At 36.5% G+C, this 16917-nt stretch carries 10 protein-coding genes; 9 read left to right on the top strand and 1 reads right to left on the bottom strand.

Annotated features, from left to right (window positions below):
- Positions 1-65: 65 nt before the first annotated feature.
- Positions 66-2693 carry a glycoside hydrolase family 3 C-terminal domain-containing protein gene (locus tag DM397_RS03630; RefSeq protein ID WP_111376236.1) on the bottom strand — a complete coding sequence of 876 codons (2628 nt, stop codon included), beginning with the start codon at positions 2691-2693 and terminating at the stop codon, positions 66-68.
- Between the two features lie 299 nt (positions 2694-2992).
- Here DM397_RS03630 and DM397_RS03625 point away from each other — a divergent pair, with 299 nt between their 5' ends.
- The 9 genes from DM397_RS03625 to DM397_RS03580 form a co-directional block, all read left to right on the top strand.
- A complete protein-coding gene (locus DM397_RS03625) occupies positions 2993-4021 on the top strand; it encodes a LacI family DNA-binding transcriptional regulator (protein ID WP_111376235.1) in 1029 nt (342 codons plus the stop codon).
- Between the two features lie 258 nt (positions 4022-4279).
- Positions 4280-6433, top strand: a complete 2154-nt coding sequence (locus DM397_RS03620) for an alpha-glucuronidase family glycosyl hydrolase (protein ID WP_111376234.1) — start codon at positions 4280-4282, stop codon at positions 6431-6433.
- Positions 6434-6600: 167 nt separating this feature from the next.
- Positions 6601-7338, top strand: coding sequence for an SDR family NAD(P)-dependent oxidoreductase (locus tag DM397_RS03615; protein WP_111376233.1), 738 nt, complete (start codon positions 6601-6603; stop codon positions 7336-7338).
- A 123-nt stretch (positions 7339-7461) separates the two neighbouring features.
- Positions 7462-8625, top strand: a complete 1164-nt coding sequence (gene uxuA / locus DM397_RS03610; protein WP_111376307.1) for a mannonate dehydratase — start codon at positions 7462-7464, stop codon at positions 8623-8625.
- 138 nt (positions 8626-8763) lie between these two features.
- Complete coding sequence (locus tag DM397_RS03605) at positions 8764-11370, top strand: glycosyl hydrolase 115 family protein (protein WP_111376232.1); 2607 nt, start codon at positions 8764-8766, stop codon at positions 11368-11370.
- Between the two features lie 51 nt (positions 11371-11421).
- Positions 11422-12528: an endo-1,4-beta-xylanase gene (locus tag DM397_RS03600; protein ID WP_111376231.1), complete on the top strand. Its 1107-nt coding sequence runs from the start codon at positions 11422-11424 to the stop codon at positions 12526-12528.
- 256 nt (positions 12529-12784) lie between these two features.
- Complete coding sequence (locus DM397_RS03595; RefSeq protein ID WP_111376306.1) at positions 12785-14218, top strand: MFS transporter; 1434 nt, start codon at positions 12785-12787, stop codon at positions 14216-14218.
- A 21-nt stretch (positions 14219-14239) separates the two neighbouring features.
- Positions 14240-15274: a glycoside hydrolase family 43 protein gene (locus tag DM397_RS03590; protein ID WP_111376230.1), complete on the top strand. Its 1035-nt coding sequence runs from the start codon at positions 14240-14242 to the stop codon at positions 15272-15274.
- A gap of 164 nt (positions 15275-15438) precedes the next feature.
- The coding region (locus DM397_RS03580; protein ID WP_111376229.1) for a xylulokinase at positions 15439-16917 on the top strand (1479 nt) is incomplete at its 3' end.

Raw genomic sequence — 16917 nt, 5'->3', positions numbered from 1 at the left:
TTTTTTAATAAATGCTAATGATATGCCTTTGATTAAAATTAAAATCCAAAGGCACTGCTAATTAATTATTTTTCTATTTCTAAAGTTTGAGTTATAATATTGCCTTTTGTTCGATTTTTTTCATCTGGCTGCGAACCTCCAACTGCAATTTGAATTTTGCCTTCATATGGTTTTAAGCTTCCGTTTTCTGTCACATAAGAAAGATCTTCAGGAGAAAGAGCAAAATTGACAACGGTACTTTGGCCAGGTTTCAAGTTGAACCTTTCAAATCCTTTGAGGCTTTTTAAAGGAGATTTTATGGATGCATTTGGATTAATTAAATACAGTTGCGCAACTTCTTCTCCTTCCATTTTTCCGGCATTGGTTACTTTAACAGAAATAGTGGCTGGCTGACCCTTTTTTATTTTTGCAGGAGCTTTTACTGCGCTGTATTTGAATTCAGTATAGCTTAAGCCATAGCCAAATCCGTATAAAGGAGTGCCTTTAAAGTAACGATATGTTTTATTGTCCATTTTATAATCAACAAAAGAAGGCAAATCGGAATCGTCTTTGTAAAAGGTTACCGGAAGTCTTCCTGCAGGATTGTAATCGCCAAAAATGACATCGGCAGAGGCCGTTCCAGCAGATTGTCCGCCATACCATATGTTTAGAATAGCCGGAATGTTTTCTGCTTCCCAAGGCACAGCTATTGCGCTGCCGGTCATCATGAGAAAAATTACGGGTTTTCCAGAAGATTGAAGCGTTTTTAGAAGTTTTGTCTGCACTTCTGGAAGTAGGATGGAAGTACGGTCTCCACCATTAAATCCGGGCGCATCAACAGGCATTTCTTCTCCTTCAAGTTGGGGAGAAATGCCTCCTGCAAAAATAAAGGCATCTGCATTTTTATGGCGCCCAATTAAATTCGCAAAATCTGTTTTTATAAAATTCCCGGTTTGCAGAGCCACTTCAGCTTTTCCTTCACCTTGCCAATATTCCAACACTAGTTTATAAACAGAATCTTTTTTGGTTTGCAGTTTGTATGTTTTTGCTCCCCATCGGTTTTTTTTCCAGGCATCTATAACTTCTTTACCGTCAACAATAAACCTGTAACCGTCATCTGCAGCCACTTCAAAAGTAATTGAACCATCCTCATCTGCTTTAAAATTGGTAGTATAGCGTGCCGAAAAATGATTTGCTTTGATGTTTTGGGCAACCATTTCTCCTTCCTGCCAGAAATTATTTATTTCAGATTCAGTTCTCGTAGTTTCAGGTGCGCCAGATAAGGTATTGTTATTATAATACTCAGCTTTAAAGCCTTGTTTTCCTTCATAAGAATAACGGCTCTTTAGATCTTTGTAAACCAGTAATGTATCATTTGTAAAGCTGGTGGCTTTTTCGTAAACCACTTCAGTTTCAGGGCTGACTTTCTCTTTAATGCCTTGCAAAACTGTTGTTAGTTTTGATGGAGTTCCGTTGTAATTTCCAAGTATTGAGATTGAATTATCTGCATTTGGACCTAAAACAACAATCTTTTTCAGTTTTTTGCTTAATGGAAGCGTATTTCTTTCGTTTTTAAGCATTACTATAGATTGTCTGGCCATTTTTAGAGCATGCTCCTTATGATTTTCTGATTCTAGAACTGAATTTGGAGTCTGTGCATATTTAACCATTGAGACAGGATCAAACATGCCCAGCCTAAAACGGATCAAAAAAAGACGTTTTACAGAAGCATCAATCTGTTTTTCGGTAATTTGTCCGTTTTTAACAGCTTGAACAAGCGATTTATAAGCATCTGTTCCGCAGTCAATATCTGTTCCATGGAGCACTGCATCGGCTGAAGCAGATGCAGCATCAGAATGTGTTTTATGGTTTTTGAAAAAATCATCAATAGCCCAGCAGTCAGATGTGACATAACCGGTAAATTTCCATTCATTTCTTAGAATGTCATTCATTAGGATATCACTGGCGCAGCATGGCTGGGTTCTAAAGGCATTGTAAGCGCACATAACCCCTGCAACTTTAGAGCTGGTGATTAATTTTTTGAAAGCGGGCAGATAGGTGTCCCAAAGTTCATATGGAGTTACATCCACATCAAAAGTGTGGCGTAGAGATTCTGGCCCGCTGTGTACAGCATAGTGTTTTGCACAGGCTGCAGCTTTAAGATATTTAGGATCATCTCCTTGAAGGCCTTTGACAAATGCATCGCCTAAAATAGCTGTCAGATAAGGATCTTCTCCATAAGTTTCCTGTCCGCGTCCCCATCTGGGATCTCTAAAAATATTAATATTTGGGGTCCAGTAAGTAAGCCCTAAATAACGTTCGTTGGTTCTGTTAAGTTCAACAGCCTTATTGTAAATGGCTCTGCCTTCTAGAGCAGAATAATCGGCCATTTTGAAAAGCGAGTTTTTATCGAAAGTAGCGGCCATTGCAATCGCCTGCGGGAAAACGGTTGTTTTAAAAGGAGTTCTAGCGACCCCATGAAGCGTTTCGTTCCACCAGTCATAAGCAGGAATTCCCAGTCGCGGTATAGCAGGTGCCGCATTTAGCATTTGTGCCACTTTTTCTTCTAATGTTAATTGCCCCACTAAGTTTTCTACTCGTTCTTCAAAAGTGAGATCAGTATTTTGAAAAGGAAATTTAGAATCTTTATTCTGTGCAGTGCACCAAAGAGAGATTAATATCAGGATCTGATATTTTATTTTTTTTGTTTTCATATAAATAAATTTTACTGATGCTGGGACTGATGAAGTGCTGTATTTTTTATTTTAAAATAAATTGCAACCGATTGTGTAAAGGAAAGAAAAATAATTTAACTTTAGAGTGTTATTTGATAAATAATGCCATTTTACTGTTTTTTTTAATTATTTTTGATGATAAATGTTTACGTTTTCTATTGGTTATAAGTAAATTTGTTATAAGTAAATTTGTCATGTAAAACGAAAACAGGCGGTATTGAATTGCTGTACTAAACTTTTTAAATTATGTTCAAAATTTACGACTAATCATAATAGTAATGGAAGAAAATAAATATGTAACGATTTATGATATTGCTGAGAGGCTTAATCTGGCAACATCTACTATTTCACGAGCTTTAAAAGATCATCACACGATAAGTGATAAGACGATTAAAAAAGTGAAAAAAACCGCTGAAGAAATGGGTTTTGTCCCGAATACTTTAGCAGCAGGTTTGCGTGGGAACAAAACCAGAACCATTGGCGTTTTGATTCCTACCGTTACACAGCCCTTTTTATCTTCTCTGATTAGCGGAATCGAAATCGCGGCTCAAAAATCGGATTATACCGTAATTATTATGCAGTCGCACGACTCATATGAAGAAGAAGTTAATATGGCCAAATCTTTATATAGCAATCGCGTAAGCGGCGTAATTTGTTCTCTGGCAATGGAAACAAGCGATACAGCTCATTTCCATCAGTTTTCAAATAATAATATTCCGTTGGTTTTTGTGGATAGAGTTCCAAAAGGATATAATACTTTTAGAGTTGTAATTGACAATTATACAGCAGGTTACAAAGCAACCAAACATCTTATTGAACAAGGCTGCATCCGTATTGCCCATTTTTCTGCTGGTTCAGAATTGGGAAACTTGTATAATGAAAGGAAAAGAGGTTATATTGAAGCCTTAAAAGATCATAATATCGAAGTGGACGAAGAATTAATTATCAACTTGAATTCGGTTACATATGAAGACGGGGTAAAGGGCAGCAACGCTTTATTTGATTTAAAGCCAATTCCGGACGGATTGTTCGCACCAGGAGATATTTTGGCTGTAAGCGCAGTTCAAACTGCAAAAAAACGCGGAATCAGAGTCCCCGAAGACTTTAAAGTAATTGGTTTTAATAATGATCCAATTTCGCAGATTATTGATCCAAATATATCGACTATTACGCATCCTGCAGAAAAAATGGGAAAAGCGGCAGCTGAAATTATCATTAAGAATTTGAAATCGTCTAAAAATGACGATGCGAAAGAAATCACTTTTTTAAATACAGAAGTACTCGCGAGAGAATCTACTCAAAAGTAATTATTTTTAAGATGCTACAGAGCAGGATAGTTTTTGTAATTATCCTGCTTTTATTTGTTAAATAAATTATTTTTTTGAAAAAAAGGCATCCAAAATTTTTTTCTTAAACAACAATCCTATATTTTTACGCAACCGATTGCAATTATTGTTTTGTTTAGAATAATGCATTTTTCGGTTCAAAATTTTATTATATGCTTTTAATAAGGTGTAAAATATTGATGTTGTAAAAATGAAATTGTCAAGAATAAATTAAAGCCAATGACTTCATTAAGATTTGTTTTCCTGTTTCTTCTTATTTCCTTTTCGACCGCAGCGCAAAAGGATTATAAATTGTGGCTTCAGTATAATACAGTTGCTGATTCAACAGCAGCTTCTGAATACAAGAACAATCTTAAAGGCATTGCAGTATTAGGAAATTCTGAAACCATTAAAATTGCTGAAAAAGAACTCAAAACTGGATTTGCGGATATGTTAGGAAGTATTCCTGAAATCAGAAAAGACGTAAAAGGAGAGAATAATCTAATCGTTGGCTCACAAATGAATTTAAGTTCCGAAATCAAAACAGAATTGCAAGCTGATTTGAATAAAATCAATACTGAAGGTTTTGTTATCAAAGCCATTTTACTTAAAAATAAAAAGCAGATAGTCATTACAGGAAAGAATGATATTGCTGTTTTGTATGGCGTTTTTCATTTCCTGAGAATATTGCAAACCAATAAATCGGTTAAAGATTTAAATATTGCTGATTCTCCAAAAACGAATATCAGAATCTTAAATCATTGGGACAATCTTGACAGAACGGTAGAACGTGGCTATGCTGGATTTTCGTTATGGAACTGGCAGAAACTTCCAGATTTTATAGACCAGCGCTATATTGATTACGCTAGAGCGAATGCCTCAATCGGAATTAACGGAACGGTTTTAACCAATGTAAATGCAAACGCCTTAATTCTGACTCCGCAGTATTTGGAAAAAGTGGAAGCATTAGCCAATGTTTTCAGACCTTATGGAATAAAAGTCTATCTAACGGCAAGATTTTCGGCGCCAATTGAAATCGGAAATCTAAAAACAGCCGATCCAAAAGATCCTGAAGTGATTAACTGGTGGAAAAATAAGTCGGCTGAAATCTATAAACGAATTCCAGATTTTGGCGGATTTTTGGTAAAAGCCAATTCAGAAGGTCAGCCAGGGCCTCAAAATTACGGCAGAGATCATGTTGATGGCGCTAATATGCTGGCTGATGCCGTTGCACCTTTTGGCGGTGTAATTATGTGGAGAGCCTTTGTATATTCTGAACATGATGCCAATGATCGCGCTAAACAGGCTTATGCCGAATTTCAGCCGTATGACGGGAAATTCAAAGAGAATGTAATGGTTCAAGTCAAAAACGGAGCGATTGATTTTCAACCAAGAGAGCCGTTTCATCCGTTATTTGGAGCCATGCCAAAAACGCCTTTAATGATGGAATTTCAAATTACGCAGGAATATTTAGGTTTTAGCGCACATTTGGTTTTTCTGCCTAAATTATTTCAGGAAGTTTTGGAATCGGATACCTTTCAAAAAGGAAAAGGTTCAACGGTTGCTAAAGTTGTTGATGGCACTTTATATAAAAATAAACTAACGGGAACTGCCGGTGTTGCTAATATTGGTAACGATTTAAATTGGACAGGACATCCTTTTGCGCAAGCCAATTGGTACGGTTTCGGACGATTGGCATGGAATCCGTATTTAGATTCTGAAGTTATTGCAGAGGAATGGTTGAGAAGCACATTTTCTAATAATGAAAATTTCATTAAGCCAGTAAAAAATATCATGATTGAATCGCGTGAAGCCGTTGTCAATTATATGACACCGCTTGGTTTGCATCATATTATGGATACAGGGCATCATTACGGACCAGGACCTTGGGTTTCCAATTTATCAAGACCAGAATGGAATCCGACGTATTATCATAAAGCAGATAAAAACGGAATAGGTTTCGACCGATCGAAGTCAGGAACAGATGCTGTTTGGCAATATGCACCGGAAGCTGCCAAACTTTTTGATAATGTAGAAACTTGTCCTGAAAAAGAGCTGCTATGGTTTCATCATCTTTCATGGGATTATAAACTGAAAAACGGACAAACGCTTTGGAATGGCTTGGCGCTAAAATATCAGCAAGGTGTAGATCAGGTTAGAAAAATGCAGGATGTTTGGAACAAAACTGAAAACTATATAGACAGTGAACGATTTAATGAAGTGAAAATGCTATTGGAAATTCAGCATAAAGAAGCAAAGTGGTGGCGCGATGCCTGTTTGCTGTATTTTCAGCAGTTTTCAGGAAAAGCGCTTCCTGATGGAGTAGAAAAACCGACACAAACATTAGAGTATTTTAAATCATTAAAATTTCCTTTTGCACCGGGAAATGGATAAATAAATTGGATAATTGTAACACAGATGACGCAGATTCACTATTGCGAAGACACGGGAAAAAACGGATTTTTTCCAATTAAAATCGTAAATAAAAAATCTGTGTAAATAAGCGTTTTCGCGATAGCGAATCCGTTTTAGCAGCATTCTAAAAATATAGCATAAAAGTTATGAGCAAGAAAACGGCAATTGTAACGGGAGGAAATTCGGGATTAGGTTTTGCAACGGCAAAAAAGCTTTGCGACAACGGAATCACAACTTATATAATTGGCAGATCGAAAGAAAAAACAGAAGACGCCTGTAAAGAAATTGGAGAAAATGCCATTCCTGTAATCTTTGATTTAAATGATTTGAAAGGAATTCCGGCAATGATTGAAAGCATTGCCAAAAACAGTTCGATTGATATTTTGGTCAACAACGCCGGAATCAATATGAAAAAAGAAATTCCCGAGGTAACAAATGAAGATTTCCTTTCGATAATTCACACCAATTTATTGAGCGTTTTTGCCGTAAGCAGAGAAGTGATTAAAAACATGAAAGAAAACGGAGGCGGAAGCATCATTAATATCAGTTCGATGGCATCACAATACGGAATTCCAAAAGTAATTGCGTATTCGTCAAGCAAAGGCGCTATTGAAGCGATGACGCGTGCTATGGCTGTTGAATTGGCTCAGTTTGGCATTCGTGCCAACTGTATTGCTCCAGGATTCATTAAAACGAAAATGTCATCAACAGCGCTTGATAACGATCCGGAAAGAAAAAATAAAGTATTGGGAAGAACGCCAATGGGCTATTTAGGCGAGCCTTCAGACATTGCAGATGCGGTTTATTATTTTGCTTTAAGCGAATCAAAATATACTACAGGTACAGTATTGCCTGTTGATGGCGGGAATAGTATTGGGTTTTAGCGAATGCTGAAAATGGCTCGCAAAGACGCTAAGCCGCAAGGTATTTTTCTTTTTAAGCTTTTTTGAATAAAAACTTTGCGCCTTTGCACCTTGGCGAGATAAAAAAAAATAAGTATGATAAAAATGCAGCAAACCATGCGTTGGTTTGGACCTCAAGACAATGTAAAACTTATCGATATTAAGCAAGCGGGCGCAACAGGAATTGTAACGGCATTGCATCAGATTCCTGTTGGCGAGATCTGGACTGTTGAAGCGATAAAAGAAAGACAGGAGATTATTCGCAATTACGGCTTGGAATGGACTGTCGTTGAAAGTCTTCCTGTTCATGAAGAAATCAAACGAGCTTCTGGAAATTATCTGCTATACATTGAAAATTATAAAATCAGCTTGCAAAATCTGGCGCAGTGCGGCATCAAAATCATAACCTACAATTTCATGCCGATTCTGGACTGGGTGCGAACGAATCATAATTTTATAAACGAAGATGGAAGTAGGGCTTTGCTCTATAATCAGAATGCGTTTGCTTATTTTGATGTTTTTCTTTTAAAAAGACCGGATTCGGAAAGCGATTATTCTGATGCTGAAAAAGAAAAAGCGTTACAGTTTGGAAATCAATTATCGGAAGATGAAAAAGCATTATTGTTTAAAAATGTTTTGTTAGGACTTCCGGGAAGCAAAATCAATTTTACAGCAGAACAGATTTTGTCTCTTTTAGAAAATTATGCTGAAATCGATAATCAAAAGCTAAGAGAAAACCTGATTTATTTTTTATCAGAAGTAACTCCGATTGCGGAGAAAAATGGACAAAGATTAGCCATTCATCCGGATGATCCCCCGTTTTCGGTTTTAGGCCTTCCAAGAATTGTCTCAACAGAAGAAGATTTGAAAGCGATTTTTGATGCCGTTCCATCAGCAGCAAACGGATTGTGTTATTGCACAGGTTCGTTAAGTGCCGATCCAAAAAACAATCTGGAAAGAATAATAGACGATTTTGGAGACCGAATTCACTTTTTGCACCTGAGAAATACTATCCGCGAAAGCGAAACTATTTTTAGGGAATCAGAGCATTTAAACGGTGATGTTAAAATGGAAGCGATTGTTGAGAAATTGCTGGTGTTAGCGAATAAAACTAAAATTAGTATCCCAATGCGCCCAGATCACGGTTTTCTGCATAGAGTTGATGAAGCAGCTGAAACTTATCCGGGTTATTCGTTGACGGGAAGGTTAAAAGGTTTGGCGGAGTTAAGAGGTTTGGAAATGGGAATTGGGTATAAATTGAATTTATAATTAAAGTTTTCTAAATCTAATGCGCTTAGAATTGCCCGCAAAGTGGCAGAGCCGCAAAGCTTTGTTTTGAAAAGGCTTAAAAAGAATTGCTATGCGACTCTGCCATTTTGCGAGATTAAATAAAAAGGTTGTCACGCTATGTGTTTAAAAATTAAAACTTCATACATAATCCTGCTGTTTTTCCTAATCGGATTAAGCACAAATTCATATGCGATAAATCCAGAAAAATATGTAGTCAATCAGGCTTCTAAAGAAAATTTTCCTTTAGTAGGCAATGGGAAAATAGCTTCAATTTTGGTTGACGATAAAGATTATGCAGGAGTTTTAAAAGTGACAGGACATTTGGAAAATGATCTTTTTAAGGTTTCCGATTTACATCCGAAAAGAATTAAAAAGATTTCAGAAGCAGAAGATTTTGTTGTTATTATTGGTACACTTGGAAAAAGTGAAATCATCAATCATTTAGCCAAAAAAGGAAAAATTGATGCGAATCTGCTTCAGGGGAAATGGGAAAAATTTGCCACGCAGGTAATTGAAAATCCGTTTAAAGGAATCAAGAAAGCGCTGGTGATTGCGGGTTCTGATAAACGCGGAACGATTTACGGAATTTATGATTTGTCTAATCAAATTGGAGTTTCGCCTTGGTATTATTGGGCTGATGTTCCAGTTAAAAAACAATCAGAACTGCATGTTAGGCCTGGAATTCATTCGCAGGGAGAGCCAAAAGTAAAATACAGGGGGATTTTTATAAATGATGAAGCTCCAGCATTAACTGGCTGGGCATTCGAAAAATTTGGAGGTTTCAATTCGAAATTCTACGATAAAGTTTTTGAATTGATTCTGCGAATGAAAGGCAACTATTTATGGCCGGCAATGTGGGGCAGAATGTTTTATGTTGAAGATCCGCAGAACGCTGTTTTGGCTGATGAATACGGGATTGTAATGGGAACTTCGCATCATGAACCCTTAACGAGAGCCCATGCCGAATGGGGAAAATCTAACGGGAAATGGGATTTTACTGCCAATTCAGAAGCTTTGATTCAATTCTGGAAAGACGGAATTAAACGAATGGGAAACAAGGAAACCATCGTTACCATTGGAATGCGTGGCGACGGCGACGAACCTATGACGGAAGGAACTGCGATTGAGTTATTAGAAAATATTGTAAAAACACAAAGAAATATCATTTCACAAGTTACGAAAAAGCCAGCAGAGGAAACTCCGCAAATATGGGCGCTTTACAAAGAAGTTCAGGATTATTATGACAAAGGCATGACAGTTCCCGATGATATTACGCTTTTGCTGTGTGATGATAATTGGGGAAATATCCGTAAACTTCCAGAACTGGATTCGAAACCCAGAAAAGGCGGCTATGGCATTTATTATCATTACGATTATGTGGGCGGCCCAAGAAATTACAAATGGATCAACACGAATCAAATTGAAAGAGTTTGGGAACAAATGGATTTGGCGTATCAATACGGTGTCGATAAAATCTGGATTGTAAATGTGGGAGACATCAAACCAATGGAATTTCCGATTGAATTTTTCTTGGACATGGCGTGGAACCCTGAAAAGTTCAATGCTGGGAATTTAGAACAGTATTATGCAGATTGGGCTAAAAAGAATTTTGACAATCATTTTACAGCTGAAATTGCAGAGATTTTGAAATTATATACAAAATATAACTCACGAAGAAAGCCTGAATTATTAGACTCAAGAACATATAGTATAACGAATTATAATGAAGCAGATAGGATTGTTGCAGAATATCAGAAACTGGTTGAAAAAGCTAATTCGGTAAATGAAAAATTGAAACCAGAATACAAAGGTGCTTTTTATCAGCTGGTTTTATTTCCTGTTTTGGCAAGCGCTAATTTAAATGAGTTGTATGTGGCGCAGGCTAAAAATCAATTGTATGCAGAACAGGGAAATGTCGCTGCAAATGATTATGGCGAAAAAGTAAAGACGTTATTTGAAAAAGATGCCGAGCTCACAAATTATTATCATGCCCAAATAGCCAATGGGAAGTGGAATCACATGATGTCTCAGACACATATAGGTTATGATAATTGGCAGCAGCCTGATAAAAATGTAATGCCGAAAACAAAGAAAATTGCGCCTGCAGTTCAAGCGGTAAAAGTGATTACCGCTGAAAAGATTTTAAAAAAAGAGACATCAATTAGCAAAAAACAAGATTTAGCTCAAGCTCATGGTTTTATTGAGAACGACGGTTACATTTCAATAGAAAGTGAAAATTATACTAAAGCAATAAATTCAGATTCTGTAAAATGGACGATAATTCCAAATCTTGGAAAAACATCATCAGGAGTAACTTTAAAGCCTTCGAATAGTAAACCTGTTGAGATTTCGGAACAGTCTCCAAGGTTAGAGTACACTGTTTGTTTTTTTAGCAAAGGAAAAATAAAAGTAAATGCCTATTTTTCGCCAACAATCAATTTTAAAAAGGGAGACGGATTAAAATACGGAATCGGCTTTGATGATGAGAAACCGCAAATCATGAACCTCAACGCAGATTCTTCGGAAAAAGCTTGGGCAGAATCTGTTGCGAATAATATTAAAATTATAGCCTCAACTCATAAAATTGAAAAAGCAGGAAATCATGTTTTGAAAATTTACGGAATTGATCCTGCTTTAGTGCTTCAAAAAATTGTAATTGAAATCCAAGAAGGAAAAGTTTTGCAGTCGTATTTGGGACCGCCACAGAGTTTTAGGAAGGAATGATTACTATCTCCGTTAAGAGAAAAAAACTATTAACTATTTAAACCAAAAAATATGAAATGCATTAAACCTTATTTAGTTGCCGTCACAACTTTGCTGGCTGTCAGCTGTACATCGCAAAAAGAAACCGCTTCATTAAAAGATGCTTACAAAGATGATTTTTACATTGGTACTGCTTTAAGCGCGAATCAAATCGAAGAAAAAGACAAAAAAGAAGATTCTTTGATTCGAAAAGAATTTAATGCAATTACGGCAGAAAACATCATGAAATCTATGTTTACGCATCCGCAAAAGGACAAATATGATTTTACTTTATCTGATAAATTTGTGGCGTATGGAGAAAAGAATAAGATGTTTATTCACGGACATACTCTGATTTGGCACAGCCAATTAGCGCCTTGGATGGAAAAGATTGCCGACAGTACGGAAATGAAAGCATTTATGCAAGATCATATTACGACAATAGTTTCCAAATACAAAGGCAGAATCAACTCTTGGGATGTTGTAAACGAAGCTTTGAATGAGGATGGAACTTTAAGACAATCTGTTTTTTTGAAAACATTGGGCGAAAAATATTTGGTTAACGCTTTCAAACTAGCGGCAAAAGCAGATCCAAAAGCAGAATTATATTATAACGATTATAATATCGAAGAACCTGCAAAAAGAGCAGGAGCGATTGCTTTAATCAAAAAAATAAAAGCCGAAGGCGGAAAAGTTTATGGAGTTGGAATCCAGGGACATTGGCGATTGGAAAGTCCATCAATCGAAGAAATAGAAAAAAGCATTTTAGAATATTCGGCTTTAGGGCTTAAAGTAGCATTCACAGAATTAGATATTACGGTTTTGCCAAATCCGTGGGATTTGAAAGGAGCAGAGATTAGTCAAAAATTTGAAGGAAGCGCAAAAATGAATCCATATCCGAAAGCATTGCCTGATTCTATTCAAAACAAACTTGCAGAACGTTATGAATCGATTTTTAAATTATTTTTGAAACACAAAGATAAAATCAGCCGTGTTACTTTTTGGGGAGTTCATGACGGACAATCTTGGCTAAACGATTGGCCAATAAAAGGAAGAACTAATTATCCGTTGCCATTTGATGCGACTTTAAGGCATAAAAAAGCTTACAGCAGTATTTTAAATCTTAAAGAAACCAAATAATAACTGCTAAAAATACTTGGATTTTTACAAATTAATTAACAATCGGTTGTGATTTGAAAAATAAATTAAATAAAGAAAAGTAAATTTGTAAAATATGTTTTTTTGTATAATTTTACACAACCGATTGTTTTAATGAAAACTGCCATGATATTAGCAGTTAAAAGAATGAGAAATGATCAAAAAAACTGAATAGCTTTATTTTTGGAAAACACTTTTGCTTACATAACTAATCAATAAAATGACCACAAACCCACGAATGACTAACATTTCACAAAAACTATCCATCAAAGAAAAAATTGGATACAGCTTAGGAGACTTAGCAGCCAATTTAGTTTTTCAAACTCTGATGACGTATTTGGCGTATTTCTATACCGACATTTACGGCTTATCGCCAACAGATTCTTCGATCATTATGCTGATTGTTGGATTGGTAGCAGCTTTTATTTTTAATCCGATTATTGGGGTTTTGGCAGACAGAACCAGTACCAAATGGGGAAAATTCAGGCCGTGGATTTTATTGACAGCGATTCCGCTTGGAGCAGTTGCTTTATTGGCGTTTTCAACTCCCGATTTCTCATACAAAGGAAAAGTAATTTATGCAGTTATCACCTATACTTTGCTGCTGCTTTTTTATGCAGGAAACAACCTGCCATATTCTGCTTTAAGCGGTGTTATTACGGGTGATATGAAAGAACGAAATAGTATGTCGTCCTATCGTTTTGTTGCGGTGATGTTTGCCCAGTTTTTTGTTCAGGTTTTTATGCTTGGCATTATCAAAAGTGCCGGAAACGGAGATAAAGCGATCGGAATCGAAAAAGTAATGACTGCGCTGGCCATTATTGGAACAATCATGCTTTTAATTACTTTTTTAACTACAAAAGAACGAATCATTCCCAAACCAGAACAAAAGTCAAGCGTAAGAGAAGATTTAAGCGATTTAATCAAAAACAGGCCTTGGATAATTATGCTTTCGCTAACGACTTTGGTTTTTGTGACTTTGGCAATGAAAGGTGGTTCGTATGTGTATTATTTTGAAAATTATGTTGATAAAGAGCAATTAGCCATTTTTATTCAGCCTATTTTAGATGCTTTATCCAATATCGGATTGAATCATTTTGGGAATGACCCCGTTTCAGCAGGTTTCGGACTGTTTAATGCAGGCGGAATTATTTTTATGATTGTTGGCATTACACTTTCTAAAAATCTGGCAGACAAGTACGGAAAAAGAAATGTTTTTGGGGTGTTTTTATTCATCTCGACTTTATTCATTATTGCATTCTATTTTTATCCGCCAACATCAATTAGTCTGATGTTTTTCTCTCAAATTCTGCACGGATTTTTCTACGGAATCACGATTCCGATTCTTTGGGCAATGATTGCCGATGTTGCCGATTATTCAGAATGGCTCAATAACCGTCGCGCAACTGCTATTATATTCTCTGCAATGATGGTTGGACTAAAAACGGGATTAAGTGTTGGAGGTGCTTTAACCACTTTATTTTTGGGTTATTTCCATTACGTTCCAAATGCACCAGAGCAGTCTCAAACTGCCATAAATGGAATCAAATTACTGGTGAGTATTTTTCCTGCAATTCCATTTTTAATTGGAGCCGGATTGCTGTTTTTCTATAAAATTAACAAAGAAATGGAAGTGCAGATCGAAACCGAACTAAAACAAAGAAGAGCTTAATCATTTAAACAAAATATAACTATGCCTGAAGATAGCATTGAACACATTAATTTTGAGGAAATTAATGACCTGGCGATTTCAAAGCCTTTAGTGTCCCATATGTACACAGCCGATCCTTCGGCGCATGTATTCAACGGAAAAATTTACATTTATCCATCTCATGATATTGATGCCGGAATTCCGTTTAATGATAATGGCGATCATTTCGGAATGGAAGATTACCATGTTTTTTCTATGGAAGATATTTCATCAGAAGCAGTTGATAATGGTGTTGCGTTGCATGTAAATGATGTTGACTGGGCTGAAAAGCAAATGTGGGCACCTGATGCAGCTCATAAAAACGGAAAGTATTATCTGTATTTCCCAGCTAAACGAGCTAACGGAATTTTTCAGATTGGCGTTGCCATTTCGGATTCGCCAGTTGGGCCTTTTGTTCCTGAAAAAGAAGCGATAAAAGGAAGTTACAGCATAGATCCTGCTGTTTTTGAAGATGAAGATGGTAAACATTATATTTATTTTGGAGGAATATGGGGCGGACAGCTTCAGAAGTACCGTAATCATCAGTACGATCAAAATAACGAAGAACCTTTGGCTGAAGAAAAAGCTTTAGGGCCAATAGTAGCTTTGTTAAGAGATGATATGTTGGAATTTGCCGAAGAACCAAAAGAAATTCAAATTTTGGATGAAAACGGAAAAGTGATTTTGGCAGGAGATAATGCCAGACGTTTTTTTGAAGCTTCTTGGGTTCACAAATACAACGGAAAGTATTATTTCTCGTATTCGACAGGCGATACGCATTTTATTTGTTATGCTATTGGCAATAATCCGTATGGGCCATTTACGTATCAGGGAAGAATTTTGAATCCAGTTGTAGGTTGGACATCGCACCATTCAATTTGTGAAGTAGAAGGCGAATGGTATTTGTTTTACCACGATTCGAGTTTGTCAAAAGGGGTAACGCATTTGCGAAGCATGAAAGTAACCAAAATTGATTATTTGGAAGATGGTTCTATAATTACGATTGATCCATACGGAATAAGAAGATTGATTGATTAGGGCTTTTTGCGTAAAAAAATTTCGCAAAAATTACAATCGGTTGTGTTGCTATATTTCGACTGATTTTAACGAAATGGGAACCAAAGCAGCGGCATTTATTGCACATGACGAAGAAACAAGGTGTTATGTGCCGACAAAATTAATAATAAGAGAATCATTATAGTATGTATTATATCGGTTATGATATTGGAAGTTCTTCTGTCAAGGCAGCTTTGGTAGAAGCAGAAACAGGCAAAAAAATCATTGTTCTGAATGAGCCTCAAAATGAAATGGAAATCCTTTCTATTCACCCAGATTGGGCAGAGCAGGATCCTGAAATCTGGTGGCAGCACATTTGTACGGCAACAAAAAGAGCCATTAAAGAAGCGAATATTGATGCTTCTAAAATTCAGGGAATTGGTATTTCGTACCAAATGCATGGATTGGTAATTGTCGACAAAGAAGGCGCTCCTTTACGAAATTCAATTATTTGGTGTGATAGCCGTGCCGTTGAAATTGGAAATAAGGCTTTCTCCGAAATTGGAGAAGAAAAATGCATGTCGCATTTATTGAATTCGCCAGGGAATTTTACGGCTTCAAAACTAAAATGGGTTAAAGAAAATGAACCTCAGCTTTATAGCAAAATTGCTAAATACATGCTTCCGGGAGATTACATCGCTTTGAAATTGACAGGCGAAGTAACGACTACTAAAAATGGTTTGTCTGAAGGAATGCTTTGGGATTATAAAGAAAATAAAGTAGCCGATTGGCTTTTGGATTACTACGGAATCGACCAGTCTATGACTCCAAAAATTGTAGAGAATTTTACAAATCAGGGAGTTGTTACTGAAAAGGCTTCAGCAGAGTCTGGTCTTCCTGCGGGAATTCCTATTGTGTATAGAGCAGGAGATCAGCCTAATAATGCTCTTTCATTAAATGTATTAAACCCTGGAGAAGTGGCGGCTACGGGCGGAACTTCTGGGGTTTTTTATGCAGTTAGCGAAATGTCTTCTGGAAAAAGCACTAGAGTAAACAATTTCGTCCATGTAAACTACGAACTGGAAACGCCACGAGTGGGTAAACTTTTGAATATTAACGGAGCTGGAATTCAGTACAGATGGCTTCGCAATAATATGGGGAACGAAAGTTATGAGGCAATGAATGAAAAGGCTTCAAATATTGAAATTGGATCAGAAGGCGTTGTTGTGATTCCGTTTGGAAATGGTGCTGAGCGTATGTTCAACAACAAAACAATTGGTACGCATTTCTTAAACCTCAACCTGAATATTCATAATAGCGCGCATTTATTCAGAGCTTCTTTGGAAGGAATCGCTTTTTCGTTTGTCTACGGAATGGAATGTTTAAAAGATGATAATGCAGCTATTAACGTCATAAGAGCCGGAAATGATAATCTTTTCCGTTCTGAGATTTTCTCCAATACTGTGGCGACTTTAATTGGCCATGAAATTGAAATTTACAATACAACCGGAGCGGTTGGCGCGGCAAGAGCAGTTGGCTTAAAAGATGGTAATTATAGCAAGTTTGGAGCTAATGTAAGCGATAACGACCATGTAATGACGTTTTTGCCGCTTCATAATAAAGAACCTTACGAAGCTGCTTATAAGAAATGGAAACAAGAATTAGAATTAATATTAACAACTAAA

It is taken from the genome of Flavobacterium nitrogenifigens (genome assembly GCF_003254565.1).
Classification (GTDB): domain Bacteria; phylum Bacteroidota; class Bacteroidia; order Flavobacteriales; family Flavobacteriaceae; genus Flavobacterium; species Flavobacterium nitrogenifigens.
The sequence above is the reverse complement of the archived record's forward strand: the minus strand, read 5'-3'. Positions and strand labels throughout refer to the sequence as shown.